This window comes from Streptomyces sp. CoH27 (genome assembly GCF_020181035.1).
GTDB classification, from domain to species: domain Bacteria; phylum Actinomycetota; class Actinomycetes; order Streptomycetales; family Streptomycetaceae; genus Streptomyces; species Streptomyces camelliae.
In genome coordinates this window covers 187239-204695 of sequence record NZ_JAIQYY010000018.1, presented here as the reverse complement: position 1 = coordinate 204695, position 17457 = coordinate 187239, and the positions used below count along the sequence as shown (strand labels likewise).

The window sequence follows — 17457 nt, the reverse complement described above, 5'->3', positions numbered from 1 at the left end:
CGTTGGTTCCACGTGAAACATCGCAATACGCCATCGTACGACCGCTCTGCGTGAACCCCTGGCGGGCGGGTCAGCCCCAGGACGCGGCCGCCCGCAGAAGCCACTCATGGGCCCGTGCCACATGGGGCATGGCGAGGGTGCCCGTGCGCACCACCAGGAAGTACGTGCGCAGGGGCGGTACGGCCGGGTCGTGCAGTGTCACGATCGTGCCCTGGGCGAGGGCCGGGGCGCACAGATAGCGGGGCAGCACCGCCAGTCCGGCACCGGCGACCGCGCAGGCGAGCACGGCCCGTAGATCCGGGACGACGATCGTGCCCGAGGCGGCCGGGCGGGAGTCGAAGACGGAGGCCCAGTAGTGCGAGACCAGGGGCAGCGACTCGTGGACCTCGACCAAGGGCAGATCCTCCAGCGCCAGCGCGCCCTTCAGACGGAGCTCCTCCGCGCCGATCCGCTCCACCCACCGAGGAGCGGCGACCAGCACGTGTTCCTCGTCGCAGAGCGGAGTCGCGGTGAGCAGCGCGCCACGCGGCCGGGCCGTACTGATGGCCAGATCATGGTGTCCGGCGGCCAGGCCCTCCAGCGTCTCCTCGGCCGTGCCGAACGAGGCACGCAGAGCGAATCCCTGGCCGTCGTCGCCGGTCAGCTCCGTGAGGGCGGGCAGGGCACGTTCCGCAGTGAACTCGGGCGGCCCGGCGAGATGCAGGGTTCTCAGCGACGAGTCGTCGTCCAGGCCACTCTCGGCTATCTCCACCAGAGCGTCGAGGTGGGGCGCGGCCTTGTGCGCGAGCTCGTCGCCGATGGTCGTCGGGGTCACTCCGCGCGCCTGCCGCAGGAAGAGCGGCTTGCCCAACTGGCGTTCCAGCGTGCGGATCTGCGAGGTCACGGCGGGCTGGGAGAGACCGAGCAGCGCCGCGGCGCGGGTGAAGGAGCCGGCCCGGTGCACGGTGACGAAGGTGCGCAGCAAGGCCAGATCCACGGTTTCCCCTCCCCTGTCCCTGCCCTCCTGCGGCGCCCAGGCAGGCCCCCACTATAAATAAGTCGATAGGTCGCTGTCGCTAGCGTGATTGGACACTGACACAGAGTCAACTAGCCTTGTTCGCGCGGTTCTTCGCGCGCAGAACCGAAGACGGTCCGAGCCACGAGGGGGGAGGCTCGGACCGTCGCCGCGTCACCGCGTGCGGTGCCTCACCCGGCGGACCCGGCCGACTCGTCCAGTGCACGCAGCACGTCCGCGATCAGGTCCTCGGGATCCTCGGCGCCGACGGACATCCGGATGAAGCCCTCCGGAACGTCGTCCCCACCCCAGCGGCGCCGCCGCTCGGCCGTCGAGCGCACCCCGCCGAAGCTGGTCGCGTCCTCCACCAGCCGCAGGGCTTCCAGGAAACGCTCGGCACGCGCGCGCGTGGGCAGCGTGAAGGAGACCACGCAGCCATAGCGGCGCATCTGCCGCGAGGCGGTCTTGTGCGCAGGGTCGTCGGGCAGCCCCGGGTAGCGCAGAGCGGACACCTCGGGCCGCTGCCGCAGGGCCTCGGCGACGGCGAGGGCGGTGGCGTTCTGCCGGTCCACGCGCAACTGGAGCGTGGCGATGGAGCGGTGCGCGAGCCAGGCCTCCATGGGCCCGGAGATCGCCCCGACGATTTTGCGCCAGCGGCGTACGGCGGCCATGGCCTCGGCGTTCCGCCCCGCGACGTAGCCCAGAAGGATGTCTCCGTGTCCGGTGAGCTGCTTGGTGCCGCTGGCCACCGAGAAGTCGGCGCCCAGTTCCAGCGGGCGCTGCCCGAGCGGAGTGGCGAGGGTGTTGTCGACGGCCACCAGGGTGCCCTGCGCGTGGGACGCCGCCACCAGCCGCCGGATGTCGCACACGTCGAGCCCGGGGTTCGACGGGGACTCGATCCACAGCAGCCGGGCGCCGTCGAGAACCTCCAGCTGGCCATCCCCGCCGGTGGGCGCCGTGCGCACCTCGATGCCGTATGCCTCCAGCTGGGCGCGGACCAGCGGCAGCACCTGGTAGCCGTCGGAGGGCAGCACGACCGCGTCCCCGGCGCGCAGCTGGGAGAAGAGCACGGACGAGATCGCGGCCATGCCGGACGCGAAGACCAGTGTCTCGACGTCGTTCCGCGCGGGCGCCTCCAGCTCGCCGACGGCCCGCTCCAGCAGTGTCCACGTGGGGTTCTCGTCACGGCCGTACAGATACGGGCCCGTCGCCTCGCCGGGCAGATGGAAGTGCGCCGCGAACACCGGGCCGGGCAGGGTCGGCTCGTGCTTGACCGGCTCAGGCAGTCCCGCGCGTACCGCCCGCGTGCCGTCGCCGGACGGCCGCGCCTCCCCGCCGGCGTCGCTCATGCGGCTCGCCCTTCCAGGTGCTCCTGTACGGCGGCGAGCAGCCCGGTGCTCGCCGCCTCCACCATCTCAAGGCACTCCTCGAAGCCGTCGCGGTGGCCGTAGTACGGATCCGGTACGTCGACGTCGTCGTCCGCCGCAGGGTCGTAGGAGCGCATCAGGCGGATCTTGCGGGCGTCCTCCTCGGTGGGGGCGAGGCGGCGCAGGGCCTTGAGGTGGCCGGTGTCGAGCGCGATGACGAGGTCGAGACGGGCGAACCACGACGGCTGGAACTGTCGTGCGACGTGCTCGCTGTCGTAGCCGTGCTCCTCAAGCACCGAGACGGTGCGCGGGTCGGCGGGCTCGCCCTCGTGCCAGCCGCCGGTCCCGGCGCTGTCGACCTCCACCCGGTCCTCCAGCCCCGCCTCCGCCACGCGCGCGCGGAAGACGGATTCGGCCATCGGGGAGCGGCAGATGTTGCCGGTACACACGAAGCAGACGCGGTAGGTCATGGCGTGTTCAGTCCTCGTCCGGAAGGATCATGTGCAGCGCCCAGGAGACGACGGAGACGATCAGACCGCCGAGGACGGCTGTCCAGAAGCCCTCCACGTGGAAGCTCAGCGAGAGCTTGCCGCACATCCACGACGTCAGCAGCAGCATCAGCGCGTTCACGACCAGGGTGATCAAGCCCAGCGTGAGGATGAACAGCGGGAAGGTCAGCACCTTCACGATCGGCTTGACCAGCGAGTTGACCAGGCCGAAGATCAGCGCGACCACGATCAGTGTGCCGACCTTCTTGGCCGTGCTGGTACCGGTCAGGGTGATCTTGTCGAGCAGCCATACGGCGACCGCGAGGGCGCCTGCGTTGGCGATCGTCTTGACTACGAAATTCTTCATGTGTCTGATCGTGGCAGACCGGATCGGAACCGAGCAGTGAGGCGAGGGCAACAGCGCGATGAAGGCATTCCGGCTGGATGAACTGGAGGCGGAGCGCGCCGCCAACGAGGGGGCCTACCTGCAGTTCCTGCGGGAGCGGAACATGTCGGTCGGGCTGTACGCGCTGAACGCGGGCGAGCACGACCCGCAGAAGCCGCACAATCAGGACGAGGTGTACTTCGTGGTGAGCGGCCGGGCGTCGATCACCGTCGGCTCGGAGACGACCGAGGTGGCACGGGGCAGTGTCGTGTACGTGCCGGCCGGGGTCGCTCACAGGTTCCACCACATCAGCGAGGATCTGAGGGTTCTCGTCGTCTTCTCTCCGCCCGAGGCGTGAGGCCGGACCCCAGGGTTCCCTAGGGGAAGGGTCAGGGCAGGACAAGGGGCGCAAGGCCCCCGTGAGGCCCCCTCACGGCTCTAGCATCGAAGGCGGAACATCAAGGACGTACGAGAACCCGAGTCGTGCAACGACTCCGACGACGAAAAGGAAAAGGCGATGCGAGAGATCTTCGCGGGACTTCCGTGGTGGGTGAAGTGGGTCGCGGTGCCGGTCATCGCCCTGGTCGTGTTCGGCGGTCTGATAGCGACCGTCGTCGGGTTCGTCATCGGACTGCTGTTCAAGGCGCTGGTCTTCGTCGCGCTGGTCGGCGGACTGATCTACATCGTGCGCAAGTTCATGTCGAACTCCTCGTCGCGCAGCGACTGGTGACGGAACGCGGGACTGGTGAGCGAACCACGCGATCACCTGTCCCGGCCAGGGGTGACCGGTTCCCTCGGGGGAGGGAAGTTTCCCCGCGAGGCCGTCTGCGCGCGGTGGCGGGCGGTTAAAGTCCGGAACTCCCCACGGGGTCCGGCCCCGTGGGCGGCGCAGACCCCTCCGTGCTCTTCCCCGGCACGGGCTGCCCATCGCGCTTCGGAGTGACCCTTGGCCACGGTTGACACCGCACCGGCGGAATCCCACGCACCCCCCACCGCGCCGCGCTCCTGCGCGCCTCCCCCGCGGCACCCACCTTCCCCGGCCGTGGCCGTGCCCGGTCAGCCGCACTCGGCGGACGTCTCCGGCCAGCCGCACCCCCCGGCCCTGCTCGTCCAGCCGCACTCCGTGACCTCTCCCGAACCGGCGGCCGCCGCGACGCTCATCGGATCCGTGCAGCGCGCCATGCGCCTGCTGGAGACCGTCGCCGCGCATGTCTACGGCGCCCCCGCCAAGCAGCTGGCCCGCGAGACCGGCCTCGCCCTGCCGACGGCGTACCACCTGCTGCGCACCTTGGTCCACGAGGGCTATCTGCGCCGTGAGAAAGGGCTGTTCTTCCTCGGTGACGCGGCCGAGCGGCTGAGTAGCAGCGGAGCACAGCAGGAACGTCGCAGCGCGGTGGCGGACACGCTGGCGCACTGGCGCGATTCCATTGGTGTGCCGGTGTACTACGCGATGTACCGGGACGGCGAGATCGAGGTCATGTGCGTCTCCGACAGCCCGGAGGCCCCCGCGGTCGAGGAGTGGGCCGACTTCCGGGCGACCGGCCACGCGCACGCCATCGGGCAGTGCCTGCTCTCTCAGCTGGACGAGGACGCCCGCCGCGACCATCTCGCCCGCTATCCGGTGCAGCCCATCACGCCGTACACGGTCCGGGACAACGACGCCCTGCTGCGGCGGCTGGCCCGGATGCGGCGCATGGAGCCGGTGGTGGAGCGTCAGGAGTACGCGCTGGGGACGGTCTGCGCGGCGGTCCCGATCACCGTGGGCACCACCGTGGCCACGATGGCCATGTCGCTCCCGCTCCACCAGGCCGACCGGCTGCTGCCCGCGGCGCATCGGCTGCAGACGGAGATCGGGCGGCATCTGGGCACCCTCACCCTCTCTATCAGTATCTGAAAACTTACTCCTTGTGATCTCCTGTGTACGTTCAGCAAGATTTGACCACGCTTAGAGGGATCAATCCCAGCCAGTCGATGTCCTATGACGGGGTAGACGATGCGCGAGTCCGTACAGGCAGAAGTCATGATGAGCTTTCTCGTCTCGGAGGAGCTCTCCTTCCGCATTCCGGTGGAGTTGCGCTACGAGACCAGTGATCCCTATGCCGTGCGACTGACCTTTCATCTGCCCGGTGACGCCCCGGTGACCTGGGCCTTCGGGCGCGAGCTGATGATCGACGGGGTTGGCAGGCCGTGCGGGGAAGGGGATGTGCACATCGCCCCCGCCGATTCCGAGGTGCTCGGCGAAGTGCTGATCAGGCTTCAGGTGGGCACCGACCAGGCACTGTTCCGCTCGTCGGCGCCGCCGCTCGTGGCCTTCCTGGACCGTACGGACAAGCTGGTGCCGCTCGGCCAGGAAGGGGCGCTGGCCGACTTCGACGCGCATCTGGAAGAGGCGCTGGATCGCATCCTGGCCGAGGAACAGAGCGCCGGCTGAAGCGTTACGGCAGGGGGCGCAGGGTGCTCGGCGTGATGCGTGGGACTGCGCAGGAACGCTTCTGCGCAGGACGACGAGCGGAGGTCGCCGACAGCGTCCCAGCCGCACGGCTACCGGCGCCTCAGCCTCACCGCTCCCGGCGTCGCCCAGCCTCACCGCTTCCGGCGTCGCCCTCGCCCGCCCCGGCCCGGGGCGGGCGAGGTGCCGCTGCGAGCCGGGGCGTCCGGGCCGGGCCGGTCGGCCGCGACGACGAGCGCGGCGAGCGCGGTGGTGACCGGGACCGAGGCGACGAGGCCGATCGAGCCCACAAGCGTGCGCACGATCTCCTCGGCGACCAGTTCACTGTTGGCGACGGTGCTCACGCCGCTCTGCGCGATCGAGAAGAGCAGCAGCAGCGGCAGCGCGGCGCCGGCGTAGGCGAGGACGAGGGTGTTGACCACGGAGGCGATGTGGTCGCGGCCGATGCGGATGCCCGCCCGGTACAGTCCGCGCCGGCCCATCGTCGGGTTGGCCTCGTGCAGTTCCCAGACGGCCGACGTCTGGGTCACGGTCACGTCGTCCAGGACGCCGAGGGAGCCGATGATGACGCCGGCAAGCAGCAGGCCGCTCATGTCGAGCTTCGGGTAGAGGCCGTGGATCAGGCCGGTCTGGTCGTCGGTGTTGCCGGTGAGCGCGGCCCAGCCGATGAACTGTGAGCCGAGGATGCCGATCAGTGCCAGTGAGACCAGCGTGCCGAGCACGGCCACCGATGTCCGGGCGGACAGGCCGTGGCACATGTACAGGGCGATCAGCATGATGGCGCTCGATCCGACAACCGCCACCAGCAGCGGGTTGGAGCCCTGAAGGATCGCGGGCAGGATGAACTGGTTCAGCACCAGGAAGCTGACCGCCAGTGCGACGAGCGCCATGACACCGCGCAGCCGGCCCACCACCACGACGGCGAGCGCGAAGATCCCGGCCAGCAGACCCATCGGGAAGCGGCGATTGACGTCGGCGACCGAGTACTGCAGGTCCTTGGGCGCGGAGGGCTCGTAGGCGACCACGACCTTCTCGCCCTGGTGCAGTTGCCGGGGCTGGTCCGGCTGCACGATCTCGGTGAAGGTACGGCCCTTGTCCTTGCCGGTGTCGATGCGGACCGTCGCCGTGTGGCAGGTGCCGCTCGCCTCCTGCTGCGCCGAACTGCCCTCGGCGGTGGACGTGTCGCCGGTGGGGGTCTCGCCCGAGGCGTTCACCGACTTGCAGCTGACCTGAACGACCTGGGTGACCGTGGCCTGCTGGGTCTGCTGGTCGAAGCCGACGCCAGTGCGCTTGTGGGGCGGCGCCCCGCCCGGCCACAGCACCACGAGCCCCACCACGACAGCCGCCGTGAACGGGATCAGGATCGCCGCGATGACCTTACGCAGATGCCGGGAGACCGGAGCGGCAGGTCCGTGGCTGTGACTGTGCCCGTGCGAGTGACTGTGCCCGTGCGAGTGGCTGTGCCCTGGCCCGTGGCTGTGCCCCTGCCCGTGGCCGTGCCCCTGCCCGTGCCCCTGCTCGTGGATGTGGTCGTGGCTGTGCCCGACGCCTGGCGCCGAGGCGTCCTGGTGGCGCGGCTCGGGCGGCTGATACGGGTACTGCTCCATCCTGGTCACCGCCCGATCATCGCAAGAACGGACGGGGCCCACTGTTCAGCACGCCACATATGACGCTAGCGTGGAGGCACCTTTGCACACGCGGGAGCTCGGAGCACCGGGCTGAGAGGGCGCTGACCTCCGTATTCGCGATGTTTCACGTGAAACGAAGCCTGTTTCACGGGAAGCACCGACCGACGGAAACCGCTGCGTCGACCGCCGAACCTGTTACCGGGTAATGCCGGCGTAGGGAGTAGGTCTCATGACCAATAAGGACGCACGCACGCCTGTCTCCGTCCAGGGCGAGAAGTCCCAGGAGGCCGGGAAGTCCATCGGCTGGCACAAGGCGTATGTCGAGGGTTCGCGCCCCGACCTGCGTGTGCCGGTCCGCCAGGTGCACCTCACCAACGGGCAGTCGGTCACGCTGTACGACACATCGGGCCCGTACACCGATCCACTCGTCGACACCGATGTCCGCAGGGGCCTGGCCCCGCTGCGGGAGAGCTGGATCATCGCCCGCGGCGACACCGAGGAGTACGCGGGCCGTCCCGTCCGTCCCGAGGACGACGGGATCAAGCACACGTCGCCGCGCGGCGGGCTGCGCAACCTGGACGCGGTCTTCCCGGGACGCCCGCGCCTGCCGCGCCGTGGCCGCAGCGGTGAGGCGGTCACGCAGCTCGCGTACGCCCGCCGGGGCGAGATCACCCCGGAGATGGAGTACGTGGCCGTCCGGGAGAACGTTTCGCCCGAGGTGGTCCGCGAGGAGATCGCGGTGGGCCGCGCCGTGCTGCCGGCCAACGTCAACCACCCGGAGATCGAGCCGATGATCATCGGCAAGCGGTTCCTGGTGAAGGTCAACGCCAACATCGGCAACTCCGCGGTGACCTCCTCCATCGAGGAGGAGGTGGAGAAGATGACCTGGGCGACCCGCTGGGGCGCCGACACGGTCATGGACCTGTCGACCGGCCGTAACATCCACACGACCCGCGAGTGGGTGCTGCGCAACTCCCCCGTCCCCATCGGCACGGTGCCGCTCTACCAGGCCCTGGAGAAGGTCGACGGCCGGGCCGAGGAGCTGACCTGGGAGATCTACAAGGACACGGTCATCGAGCAGGCCGAGCAAGGCGTGGACTACATGACCGTCCACGCGGGCGTGCGCCTGCCGTACGTGCCGCTCACCGCCAACCGCAAGACCGGCATCGTCTCGCGCGGCGGCTCGATCATGGCCGCGTGGTGCCTGGCGCACCACAAGGAGTCGTTCCTGTACGAGAACTTCGAGGAGCTGTGCGAGATCCTCGCCGCCTACGACGTCACGTACTCGCTGGGCGACGGCCTTCGGCCGGGTTCGATCGCGGACGCCAACGACGAGGCACAGTTCGCGGAATTGCGAACTCTTGGGGAACTCAACCGGATCGCCAAGCGTTTCAATGTTCAGACCATGATCGAGGGCCCGGGACACGTCCCGATGCACAAGATCAAGGAGAACATCGACCTTCAGCAGGAGATCTGTGATGAAGCTCCGTTCTATACGCTCGGCCCGCTGACCACGGACATCGCGCCGGCGTACGACCACATCACCTCCGGCATCGGTGCCGCGATGATCGCCTGGTGGGGCACAGCGATGCTCTGCTACGTCACGCCCAAGGAGCACCTGGGTCTGCCCAACCGGGACGACGTCAAGACCGGCGTCATCACCTACAAGATCGCCGCCCACGCGGCCGATCTCGCCAAGGGGCACCCGGGCGCGCAGGAGTGGGACGACGCGCTGTCCGACGCCCGCTTCGAGTTCCGGTGGGAGGACCAGTTCAACCTCGCGCTGGACCCGGACACGGCACGGGAGTTCCACGACGAGACCCTGCCGGCCGAGCCCGCCAAGACGGCTCACTTCTGCTCCATGTGCGGGCCGAAGTTCTGCTCGATGAAGATCTCGCAGGACATCCGCCGCGAACACGGCGGCAGCCGGGCCGAGATCGAGGAGGGTATGGCCCAGAAGTCGAAGGAGTTCGCCGAGGCAGGGAACAGGGTGTATCTGCCGATCGCGGACTGAGATCCAGGTGCAAGCGGTCCGCGTTTCCGTGCCGACGTGAGGGCATCACGGAAGCGCGGACCCCGCTTGGCCACCACCATCGGGGTCGGGGATCACGAGGTGGAGCAGGGCCAGGAGCCCGAATGACTGGAGTTGGTCACGGCACGAGGACGATTTTTCCCGTGGTCCGCTTGGTCTCGATCGTGCGGTGAGCCTCGGCGGCTTCGGCCAGCGGGTAGATGTCTTGGACCATGACCCGCAGCCGACCTGCCTCGATGCGTTCGGTGACCCGCTCCAACAACTTCCCGGAGGGTTCGGCCGTGACCCACGCATAGCGCAAGCCACGGGTGGCGGCCTGCCGCTCGTCCGTCCCCGGGTCGATCGACGCCCCGATGAGCAGACCGCCCGGGCGGAGCACATCGAGGGAGCGCGGCCCATAGGAACCGCCGACCAAGTCCAGAACCACGTCCACCGGAGCCACGACGGTTCGGAAGTCGGTGGTGGTGTAGTCGATCAGTTCGTCGGCCCCCAGTCCGCGCACAAGATCATGGTTGGCCGCCCGTGCCGTACCGATGACGTGTGCCCCCAGCTCCTTGGCCAGCTGAACTGCAACATGGCCGACACCGCCTGCCGCAGCGTGGATCAGTACCCGGTCGCCGGGCCGGACCCGCGCCAGCACGGCCAGCGCCTGCCAAGCGGTGAACGCGACCAGAGGCACAGCCCCCGCGTGGACCAGGTCGAGGTTCTTGGGCACGAAGGCCAGCGCGTCGGCCGGCGCGGCAGTGAACTCGGCGTACGCCCCGCGTCGGGTGACCGCCAGCATGCCGTACACCTCGTCGCCCGGCGCGAACCGTGTCACACCCTCGCCGACCCGCTCGACGACACCGGCGACGTCGTTGCCCGGCGTCCACGGCAGGGTGACCAGCTCCGGCACGCGGCCAGACCGGAGAACCGCGTCGCCCGGGTTGACTCCGGCACCGGCGACCCGCAGCAGCACCTCCCCGGGCCCGGGTACCGGCACATCGGTCTCGGTGTAGTTCAGCACCTCAGGACCACCGAACGCGGATTGGACGATGGCATGCATGCGGGCGGACATCAGGGCTCCTCGTCAGTGGATCGCGGTGCGTTCCATGGTCGGCCCGAGCGATAACCCCGCGGAAGAAGGCACTTATCTGATATCGAGGTTCCTCATGGATACCGGCTTCGACCTGAGGAAACACGGTGGCGTGGACGTCTTCCTACGCGACTGCCCGACCCGTTCCGTGCTGGAGCTGATCGCCAGCAAGTGGACCATGCTGGTGCTGGTGGCACTTGAGGACCGTCGACCCATGCGATTCGCCGAACTGCGTCGACGGCTGGACGGCGTGACGTCGAAGGTCCTGACGCAGACCCTGCGTGCGCTGGAGCGCGACGGACTGATGACCCGCACCGTGTATCCGACCGTGCCACCCTGCGTGGAGTATCAATTGACCAAGATGGGCCAGGAGGTAGGTGGGCTGCTGCAGAGCATCACCGACTGGTCACAGGCGAACATCGCCGCTGTCCAGGCCGCACGGGAGGAATTCGACGAGCGAGCCACCCGCCAACCCCCTGGGGCTGGAACATCGTCCGCGACTCAAGGCTGATGCTGTCCTCGATGAAGATTAGCCAAAGCATCACAGAGCGGTTCGGCGGTGCGGCGGCTGAGGGGGCGTCGCCTGAGGAGGTCGCTGAGGGGATGCTCCAGAAGTCGAAGGAGTTCGCCGAGGCGGGGAACAGGGTGTATCTGCCGATCGCGGACTGAAGCATCTAGATTGGCGCTGCTCCTGGGGCCCAATGCGTCGGGAGCAGCGCCATCAGCGGTCGGTGATCAGGGGGCGGGCAATGGATCACGTGGTGTTGCAGGCGGTGTCGGCGCCGGTCCAGTCACTTGTCTGGCAGGGAGACGATCTGGTTGACCTGGTGGGAGGACGCGCCTGGAACTCCGCCGGCGTGGAGCGCCGGATCTTCATCGACCACGGCCCCGGGTTCGACAGGAGCGTTGTCTCTCCCTCCGGCCGTTACAGCGTTGTCTACGCCGAGCGCGGGACGAAGGCCCTGCTGCTGGAAGGAGCGCGTGTTGTCCGGGAACTCACGCGCAGCCCTTACCACGCCGATGACTTCGACTACCCCGTGGCGCTGGGGGCGCTGCGGAACGGCCGGGAGATCCTGGTTCACTGCCCGGAGGAGTATGCCGTCCTCCAGGTCGAGGACGTCGAATCGGGACAGCGGCTCACCGCAGGCACACGTCAAGCCAAGGATGTGTTCCATTCCCGGCTGTCGGTGAGTCGGGATGCCAGGCATCTGCTGGTGGCCGGCTGGGTGTGGCATCCGTACGGAACCGTGGAAGTGTTTGATCTGGACAGTGCGCTGGCGGACCCGGCCGTCCTGGGCGGGCCAGGGGTATTGCCCATGGAGCCGGGACTGGATGCCGAAGTGGTGTCAGCGTGCTGGCTCGACAATGATCGCCTAGCTGTGGCGACCGGTGACTACGTCCTCGATGACGAGGAGGTGCCGACTCTGGGCCCTCAGCATCTCGTGTGTGGTCCCTCTCCCAGCGCCAGTGGCTGCACCGCAACCGCGCCGATTTCGAGATCGGGACCCTGATCGCCGAGGGCAGCCGAGTCGTCTCTTTGCATGGGCACCCCAGGCTGATCGACATCGCGACCGGTTCAGTACTGGCGGAATGGCCCGAGCTGAACGTATCCAGGCGAGACGGGGCCTACGGAGTCACCCATGTCCCGACCCCGGTTGCGGCATTGCACCCTGACGGTACTCGCCTGGCAGTTGCTCAGGCCGAGAGCATCGCGCTCGTCGAACTGCTGGATCTCAACGCATGACTACGAATGACTCCGGCTCGAACTTGTCCTCGATGAAGATCTCGCAGGACATCCGCCGCGAACACGGCGGCAGCCGGGCCGAGATCGAGGAGGGTATGGCCCAGAAGTCGAAGGAGTTCGCCGAGGCGGGCAACCGGGTGTACCTGCCGATCGCGGACTGAGCCCGCGTACGGCGGTCCCTGCCACCGAACGGCCTGCGCCGGCCGTGGCATGGACGGCCCGCCCGCCGATGGGTGACGATTCCCACGCCACTTGGAGGATCGGGATCCGCTGGTCCTCCGCCTTCTGGGTCAGGAGCGATGTGCGTGGGCGGATTTCTGCGGTGCAATCTCTTCCGAGGCGTTGATCACCGGCAGGTTTACGAGGCGCTGTCCGAGTTCTGGGAGGGCGAGGGTCACCGGCTCGCGCCCGCCGATCCGAAACAGACCGACGTCTACACCCTGCACGAGGAGCACAACGGCTGGACCGTGCTCGACTGGACGCCGGGCTGGGAATGGGACCTGCGGCGCCGCGCGCAGCTCCACGTCTCCCGCGTGTACGACTGCCCTGGACTGCTGACCTTCATGTACGACGGGAACTACTGGGGGTACGAGCTCTTCCACCACGGCGGCGCGGTGGATCAATTCGTCCAGTGGACCGACGCGGAACAGCGCTTCTTTGATGACCTCCCGGTGCACGGACGTCCCGAGCTGCTGGTGGCGCAGTTTCCGGAACTGAAGCTGGACCTGGAGCATGTGCGGGGCTACCTGACCCCCTACAGCGCCGACGATCCGGCGTACGAGGACTTCTGGTGGGACGACGACGATCCCAGGAACCGTCCGGTCCGCGAGGGCGATCGCTGGGGCCGCCTGGAGGCCGAAGCGCTCTTCGACTTCTGGCGCTACCTGGGAGTGAGATCCCCGAGCGGGACCGGTCTGTATCCGCCGGACTGGCGCCGGTTCACCACCGAACCGCAGGAGAGCTGACGGCTCCCTGGGCCGCGCCCCGTTGTCAGTGGCGGGCGTTACGCTGCGTAGCGGCGGGGCAATCCATGGGGTATCGAGGGGGACTTGTGATGGCTGACGACGGACGCACCGCGCTGGTGTCGTACGCGAAGGGATGGGATCTGTCCTCGTGCAGTGCCCTGGAACCGCTCTCGCGGTCCGAGGCAGAGGCGCGGGACCGGGCGGGCGAGCCGTATGTGATGGTCCATCGGGTGCCGGGGCGCACCGTACCTGTGGAGGTGCACCTGGTGGCCTGGGGCGATCATTACGTGGGTGTGTGGGCGTACGACGAGCGGGGCCGCCGTACTCAGGAGCTGGACTGGCGGCTGCTCGAACCGGGGCGCCTGCTCCTGCGCCGCCGCGCGCAGTGGCGCTACGACTCCCTGGACCAGGCCGAGTTCGCGAAGGACGTCTGGCGCACCAGGACGGACCTCGAACCGGACGGCAGGGGGAGAACGGTATTCGAGCCGCAGGGTGCCCTGGGCCCGTCGCGGCACGGGCGCGTGGAGGTGCCGGAAGCGGACCGTCGGCGGGACCGGGCGGAGTTCGGCGCAGGCGGTGTCGGAAGCCTGCTCCTGTCCGAGCCGTCCCTGTGCGGCCGGCACGCGGACGACCCGGAGGCCACCCTGGAGGCTTCCCCTGCGGACGGCGCCGCAGCGGCTCTGTCCCCCTGGCTGCCGCCGCGCCCGGCCGCTCCGCCGCACCTGAGCGAGTTGTTCCGGCCTGGCACGCGCGTGGCGACGAAGGACCAGCCGGAGATGACCGTGCACGCCGTGCGGGAGATCGCCGTGCTGCGGGTGCCCAGCGGCAGACTCGCCGTCGCCTGCCCGCTGACGACGGACGACGGCAGGCAACGCGAGCTGCGGGAGCGCATTCCGCCGGGCGCCTACCCGCTGCAGGAGGCCATCCTCAGCTATGAGCTGGAGTACGCGGGCGAGGTGTTCCCGGTGGAGGAGGGGGCCGCCGTACGGCTCCTGATCGACGAGGAACCGGCGGCCACCTGGGAGCTGGCGCTCGCCGAGGGCGAGGACGCCAGGCTGCTGCGGGACGACGAGGCCTACGGTTTCCCCACCGATGCCGCTCTGGGCAGCTTCGCCGACTCCGCCGCGTGGTCCGTGCTCGCGGACAAGTACCGGCGCTACAGCATGGAGGGAGAGGAAGACGCCGGGGAGCCGATCGCCGACAGCAGCTATGTACGCACGTCGGACAGTGCGACCGGCGGCGACCTCATCCACTTCCCCACCGGTGGGGACGGGGTGTGGCCGGTGTGGCTGGGTCGTTCGGCCGCCGGGAAGCCGGTCGCGATCGCGGTCGCGTGCGTGTACCTCCCGGACCTCAGGATCCTCGGAGCAGTGTGATGAGCTCGCTCGGGATGTGGGTGGTCGGTGCCGTGCCCGACCGGGCCGCGGTGTCGCTGCCGGACGAGTTCGTCCATCTGGTCGCGGAGGGAGACTTCCGCAGACCGGAGGGCTTCGCGGAGACACTGGCCTGGTGGAGCGAGGGCTGTGCCGGCGAGCCCTTCTTCGCACGGGACGGGAGCGATCCGGCGGTTCTGCTGCCCACCGCTGCGGGGAGACGGTTCGCGGATTTCGTCCATGGCGCCCATCCGGAGACCGCCGCGACGGAGGCGATACGGGACGCGAGCCTGGAGCTGATGCCGGCAGAGGGATCCGCCGGGGTGTTCTGCGCGGTCGCCCGCAAGGCGAGTCCGGTTGCCGCGCTGTACTACGGTCTGGGAGCCGAGGCGGCCGGGCTTCTGCCGGGCTGGTTCGGCGACTTCCTGCTCCCCGCCGACGATGTGCGCGCCGCCCTGCCCGACGCCGAGCGGGCCCTGCGGATCGACGGTGAGCGGCGCGCGGTGGTGCTGGGCCGGATCGGCGACTGGATGACTGGGATGGGTGACGCACCCGGGTTCGCCGCGGAGGAGCTGCTGGACGGTCCGCTGGAGGTGCTGCGCCATGCGGTCGAGGCGGGTCTGGGCGTCGCGGCGTTCAGCCGGTGGTACTGAACGGCACATACCGCTGGTGAACCCGGATCCCGGGTACGGCGAACTCGCCACCCCGGGGCACCCGGGCCGCAGGCTGCCGCGCGGTCACTCCGGCTGGTGCTCAGGGCCGCCGAAGTCCGGGCTGGTGTAGTCCGGGCTGGTGAAGCTCGGGTGGCTGGAGCCGGTGCCGTCGTCGGGGCTGCTGAAGCCGGGGCGGCCGTAGCCCAGGCGGGGCATCCGGCCGGGCGGGGCGGGCGGGGTCGTGCGCAGGCGCGCGGGGGCGGGGCCGGGCTCGGCGAGCGCCTCCCGTAGAAACGGCAGGATGCCGCGCTCCAGCAGGGCGCTGCGCCAGGCCTCTCTGGACCTGTCCAGCTCCTGGTGCGCCGCGTTCAGCGCCTGGGCCTGCTCCGAGTTGCTGTTGCGCAGGGCGGTGAGAAGCAGTCCGACGGCGGCGACCAGGACCGCGGCCACGGTCACGGCGCCGAAGACCCAGCCGGCGGTGAGCATGGTCTCGGCGAAGGTCTGGCCGGGATTCAGCGTCTTCAGGATGTAGCCGATGAGCAGGAATATCGCCGCGGCCGTGCCGGACAGGACGGGAGCCAGCACGGCGACGACCGCGACGGCGCCCGCGCCGGTGTTCTCGGCCGTCGCGTCGCCGATGGTGGTGGCGAGCTCCGCCTCGGCCGGACCCGGGTCCGCGGAAGCGGAATCGCCCGGGGTCGCCGCGGGGGCCATCGCCGGGTGGCGCAGTTCCTCGCGGACCGTGACGTAGTGCTCATACTCGGCCGCGGCGGCCGCCGTGATCAGGGCGGTGGCGTTGAGCGCCATGGTGCGCAGCTGTTCGGGGTTGAGCCGCTGTCCGACAGCGGCCAGTTCCGGACGGTGTGGTGCGGAGCGCAGCGCCTCATCGAGGAGCCGCTCGAATTCCTGGCGGTCCTCGCTCTGCAGGTGCTGCGGAACGCTGTTCATGTGCATCCCCCGATGCTCCGTAGGGCTGGGGCTCGCACGCCGGCGAGCCGTCGGGCAGAAACGGAGGGGAGCCTGCTACGGATAAGCCGATGGTAGAGCCGTGACGGCGCGCGGTGACAGGGGGTTGCGGAAATTGCGTCCCGGCCTGCGCGTACGCCGACCCGAGGACGCCTTCCCGGGGAACGGTCAGTTATCCAGCGGCAGTTGCCGGACCAGCAGCTTTCCAGCCATGGTCACTCCGCCGTCCATGGCGATGGCGAGGCCGTCGGCGTAAACGTGCGGCCCCTCCACGACCGGGCCGCTGCCCTCCTCGCCGTCCTCGGAGCCGACCTCGCCGAGGAGATAGGGAATCGGGCTGTGGCCGTGAACGATCCGGGTGCCGCCGTACGTATCGAGAAGGGAACGGACGGCGTCTGCACCCCCCTCGTCGCGGAAGGAGAAGCGCTTGGTGAACTTGCGGAACAGATCCCAGCACTCGTCCGCGTCGTTGCGGGTGAGGGTCTCGCGGACGGTGTCGTTGACCGCCTCGATGGAGTCGCCGTAGTCGAGATAGGCCGTGGTGTCCGAGTGCACGAGGAGATAGCCGTCGACGAGTTCGACGGCGTCGAGGCGGGCCATCCACTGCAGATGGTGGTCCTGGAGGCGGTCCATGTCGGTCTTCTGGCCGCCGTTGAGCAGCCAGGCCGCCTGGAAGGTGGCGGTGCCCGCGCCGGAGTTGACGGGGATGTCGCCGAACCGCTTGGCGCCGAGCAGCAGCAGCTCGTGGTTGCCCATGAGCGCCTTGCAGTAGCCGCCGGCCGCGGCGGCCTCGGCGGACAGCCGCATGACCAGGTCGATGACGCCGATGCCGTCGGGCCCGCGGTCGGTGAAGTCGCCGAGGAACCACAGCCGGGCGGTGCCCGCGCACCACTGGCCCGAGGCGTCGATCAGCCCCTGCTCCCGCAGTGCGGTCACCAGTTCGTCGAGGTATCCGTGGACGTCTCCGACGACGAACAGCGGTCCGGGGCCGGTCGCGGGCTGCGGTACCGGGGGAGCGGGCGCGGGCTCGACGGGGACCTGGACCGTGTCGGCCCGGGTGATGACCGGCAGGTCGCGCTGGGTGGGCGTGTAGCCCTCGGGGTACGCCTCGTCGGCGGGCGGCACGGTGTCGCCCGGATGGGCGGTGCGGACGTACGGACCGGTCTCATGGACGTATGCAGGCACCCGGAAGTCGCGCAACGTCGCCGTCCGCTCCACCTCGGGTCCCTGACCGGCCCCCTGAGTCATCAGACCCCTCCACCATCGCGCCGCAGCTGCACCGCTTGTGACTGCCTGGTCGCAGCGGTCCGCGGTGTCGTGGGCCCATCATAGGAATGC

The 17457-nt window shown here is 69.4% G+C and carries 19 protein-coding genes, 1 pseudogene and 1 riboswitch; of the genes and pseudogenes, 12 read left to right on the top strand and 8 right to left on the bottom strand.

Annotated features, from left to right (window positions below):
• Nucleotides 1-70 precede the first annotated feature (70 nt).
• The 4 genes from LE548_RS29220 to LE548_RS29205 all read right to left on the bottom strand — a co-directional run bounded on the left by LE548_RS29220 (nt 71) and on the right by LE548_RS29205 (nt 3216).
• Nucleotides 71-976: a LysR family transcriptional regulator gene (locus tag LE548_RS29220; protein WP_225099948.1), complete on the bottom strand. Its 906-nt coding sequence runs from the start codon at nt 974-976 to the stop codon at nt 71-73.
• 209 nt (nt 977-1185) lie between these two features.
• Nucleotides 1186-2343, bottom strand: a complete 1158-nt coding sequence (locus LE548_RS29215) for a cystathionine gamma-lyase (protein WP_225099947.1) — start codon at nt 2341-2343, stop codon at nt 1186-1188.
• On the bottom strand, nt 2340-2831 hold the full coding sequence (locus LE548_RS29210; RefSeq protein ID WP_225099946.1) for a low molecular weight protein-tyrosine-phosphatase: 492 nt from the start codon (nt 2829-2831) through the stop codon (nt 2340-2342). The genes LE548_RS29215 and LE548_RS29210 overlap by 4 nt, the downstream gene beginning before the upstream one ends.
• Before the next feature lie 7 nt (nt 2832-2838).
• A complete protein-coding gene (locus tag LE548_RS29205) occupies nt 2839-3216 on the bottom strand; it encodes a phage holin family protein (RefSeq protein WP_225099945.1) in 378 nt (125 codons plus the stop codon).
• Between the two features lie 58 nt (nt 3217-3274).
• Here LE548_RS29205 and LE548_RS29200 point away from each other — a divergent pair, with 58 nt between their 5' ends.
• The 4 genes from LE548_RS29200 (at nt 3275) to LE548_RS29185 (ending at nt 5665) form a co-directional block, all read left to right on the top strand.
• Nucleotides 3275-3592 carry a cupin domain-containing protein gene (locus tag LE548_RS29200; RefSeq protein WP_225099944.1) on the top strand — a complete coding sequence of 106 codons (318 nt, stop codon included), beginning with the start codon at nt 3275-3277 and terminating at the stop codon, nt 3590-3592.
• A 159-nt stretch (nt 3593-3751) separates the two neighbouring features.
• The gene (locus LE548_RS29195; RefSeq protein ID WP_073887226.1) at nt 3752-3964 is read left to right on the top strand and encodes a DUF5326 family protein; all 213 of its coding nucleotides are present in this window, start codon (nt 3752-3754) and stop codon (nt 3962-3964) included.
• Nucleotides 3965-4402: 438 nt separating this feature from the next.
• Nucleotides 4403-5128, top strand: a complete 726-nt coding sequence (locus LE548_RS29190; RefSeq protein WP_308030730.1) for an IclR family transcriptional regulator C-terminal domain-containing protein — start codon at nt 4403-4405, stop codon at nt 5126-5128.
• A gap of 99 nt (nt 5129-5227) precedes the next feature.
• Nucleotides 5228-5665 carry an SsgA family sporulation/cell division regulator gene (locus tag LE548_RS29185; protein ID WP_225099943.1) on the top strand — a complete coding sequence of 146 codons (438 nt, stop codon included), beginning with the start codon at nt 5228-5230 and terminating at the stop codon, nt 5663-5665.
• A gap of 152 nt (nt 5666-5817) precedes the next feature.
• Here LE548_RS29185 and LE548_RS29180 read toward each other — a convergent pair whose 3' ends face one another.
• Nucleotides 5818-7290: a YibE/F family protein gene (locus tag LE548_RS29180; RefSeq protein WP_225099976.1), complete on the bottom strand. Its 1473-nt coding sequence runs from the start codon at nt 7288-7290 to the stop codon at nt 5818-5820.
• 80 nt (nt 7291-7370) lie between these two features.
• Nucleotides 7371-7548, top strand: a riboswitch (TPP riboswitch).
• Between LE548_RS29180 and thiC the strand changes: the two genes are divergently transcribed.
• Nucleotides 7541-9325 carry a phosphomethylpyrimidine synthase ThiC gene (gene thiC / locus LE548_RS29175; protein ID WP_225099942.1) on the top strand — a complete coding sequence of 595 codons (1785 nt, stop codon included), beginning with the start codon at nt 7541-7543 and terminating at the stop codon, nt 9323-9325. It overlaps the preceding riboswitch by 8 nt.
• A 136-nt stretch (nt 9326-9461) precedes the next feature.
• Here thiC and LE548_RS29170 read toward each other — a convergent pair whose 3' ends face one another.
• Nucleotides 9462-10400 carry an NADP-dependent oxidoreductase gene (locus LE548_RS29170; protein ID WP_225099941.1) on the bottom strand — a complete coding sequence of 313 codons (939 nt, stop codon included), beginning with the start codon at nt 10398-10400 and terminating at the stop codon, nt 9462-9464.
• On the opposite strand from LE548_RS29170, the gene LE548_RS29165 reads away from it, so the two are divergent.
• From LE548_RS29165 to LE548_RS29135, 7 genes and pseudogenes are all read left to right on the top strand, one after another.
• Nucleotides 10387-10929 carry a helix-turn-helix domain-containing protein gene (locus LE548_RS29165; RefSeq protein WP_308030722.1) on the top strand — a complete coding sequence of 181 codons (543 nt, stop codon included), beginning with the start codon at nt 10387-10389 and terminating at the stop codon, nt 10927-10929. The genes LE548_RS29170 and LE548_RS29165 overlap by 14 nt on opposite strands.
• 11 nt (nt 10930-10940) lie before the next feature.
• A complete protein-coding gene (locus LE548_RS29160) occupies nt 10941-11087 on the top strand; it encodes a hypothetical protein (RefSeq protein WP_225099979.1) in 147 nt (48 codons plus the stop codon).
• An 80-nt stretch (nt 11088-11167) separates the two neighbouring features.
• A complete protein-coding gene (locus tag LE548_RS29155; protein WP_225099940.1) occupies nt 11168-11929 on the top strand; it encodes a hypothetical protein in 762 nt (253 codons plus the stop codon).
• A gap of 247 nt (nt 11930-12176) precedes the next feature.
• A pseudogene (locus LE548_RS29150) lies at nt 12177-12323 on the top strand (thiamine biosynthesis protein ThiC); the annotation flags it as partial.
• Between the two features lie 144 nt (nt 12324-12467).
• Nucleotides 12468-13127 carry a hypothetical protein gene (locus tag LE548_RS29145; RefSeq protein ID WP_225099938.1) on the top strand — a complete coding sequence of 220 codons (660 nt, stop codon included), beginning with the start codon at nt 12468-12470 and terminating at the stop codon, nt 13125-13127.
• A gap of 89 nt (nt 13128-13216) precedes the next feature.
• Nucleotides 13217-14503 (top strand): DUF4241 domain-containing protein, encoded by a 1287-nt coding sequence (locus tag LE548_RS29140; protein WP_225099937.1) that lies wholly within the window; start codon nt 13217-13219, stop codon nt 14501-14503.
• Nucleotides 14503-15153, top strand: coding sequence for a hypothetical protein (locus LE548_RS29135; protein ID WP_225099936.1), 651 nt, complete (start codon nt 14503-14505; stop codon nt 15151-15153). The genes LE548_RS29140 and LE548_RS29135 overlap by 1 nt, the downstream gene beginning before the upstream one ends.
• An 84-nt stretch (nt 15154-15237) precedes the next feature.
• On the opposite strand, the gene LE548_RS29130 is transcribed toward LE548_RS29135, so the two are convergent.
• Together LE548_RS29130 and LE548_RS29125 are read right to left on the bottom strand one after the other, a co-directional pair.
• Nucleotides 15238-16107 (bottom strand): hypothetical protein, encoded by an 870-nt coding sequence (locus LE548_RS29130; RefSeq protein WP_225099935.1) that lies wholly within the window; start codon nt 16105-16107, stop codon nt 15238-15240.
• Between the two features lie 180 nt (nt 16108-16287).
• The gene (locus tag LE548_RS29125; protein WP_225099934.1) at nt 16288-17367 is read right to left on the bottom strand and encodes a metallophosphoesterase; all 1080 of its coding nucleotides are present in this window, start codon (nt 17365-17367) and stop codon (nt 16288-16290) included.
• Nucleotides 17368-17457 lie beyond the last annotated feature (90 nt).

Coding starts and splice junctions, on each gene's coding strand:
- LE548_RS29170 (WP_225099941.1), bottom strand. CDS start 10,400: ATGTCCGCCCGCATGCATGCCATCGTCCAATCCGCGTTCGGTGGTCCT.
- LE548_RS29125 (WP_225099934.1), bottom strand. CDS start 17,367: ATGACTCAGGGGGCCGGTCAGGGACCCGAGGTGGAGCGGACGGCGACG.
- LE548_RS29210 (WP_225099946.1), bottom strand. CDS start 2,831: ATGACCTACCGCGTCTGCTTCGTGTGTACCGGCAACATCTGCCGCTCC.
- LE548_RS29180 (WP_225099976.1), bottom strand. CDS start 7,290: ATGGAGCAGTACCCGTATCAGCCGCCCGAGCCGCGCCACCAGGACGCC.
- LE548_RS29165 (WP_308030722.1), top strand. CDS start 10,387: ATGCGGGCGGACATCAGGGCTCCTCGTCAGTGGATCGCGGTGCGTTCC.
- LE548_RS29195 (WP_073887226.1), top strand. CDS start 3,752: ATGCGAGAGATCTTCGCGGGACTTCCGTGGTGGGTGAAGTGGGTCGCG.
- thiC (WP_225099942.1), top strand. CDS start 7,541: ATGACCAATAAGGACGCACGCACGCCTGTCTCCGTCCAGGGCGAGAAG.
- LE548_RS29205 (WP_225099945.1), bottom strand. CDS start 3,216: ATGAAGAATTTCGTAGTCAAGACGATCGCCAACGCAGGCGCCCTCGCG.
- LE548_RS29215 (WP_225099947.1), bottom strand. CDS start 2,343: ATGAGCGACGCCGGCGGGGAGGCGCGGCCGTCCGGCGACGGCACGCGG.
- LE548_RS29130 (WP_225099935.1), bottom strand. CDS start 16,107: ATGCACATGAACAGCGTTCCGCAGCACCTGCAGAGCGAGGACCGCCAG.
- LE548_RS29160 (WP_225099979.1), top strand. CDS start 10,941: ATGAAGATTAGCCAAAGCATCACAGAGCGGTTCGGCGGTGCGGCGGCT.
- LE548_RS29200 (WP_225099944.1), top strand. CDS start 3,275: ATGAAGGCATTCCGGCTGGATGAACTGGAGGCGGAGCGCGCCGCCAAC.
- LE548_RS29140 (WP_225099937.1), top strand. CDS start 13,217: ATGGCTGACGACGGACGCACCGCGCTGGTGTCGTACGCGAAGGGATGG.
- LE548_RS29185 (WP_225099943.1), top strand. CDS start 5,228: ATGCGCGAGTCCGTACAGGCAGAAGTCATGATGAGCTTTCTCGTCTCG.
- LE548_RS29135 (WP_225099936.1), top strand. CDS start 14,503: ATGAGCTCGCTCGGGATGTGGGTGGTCGGTGCCGTGCCCGACCGGGCC.
- LE548_RS29155 (WP_225099940.1), top strand. CDS start 11,168: ATGGATCACGTGGTGTTGCAGGCGGTGTCGGCGCCGGTCCAGTCACTT.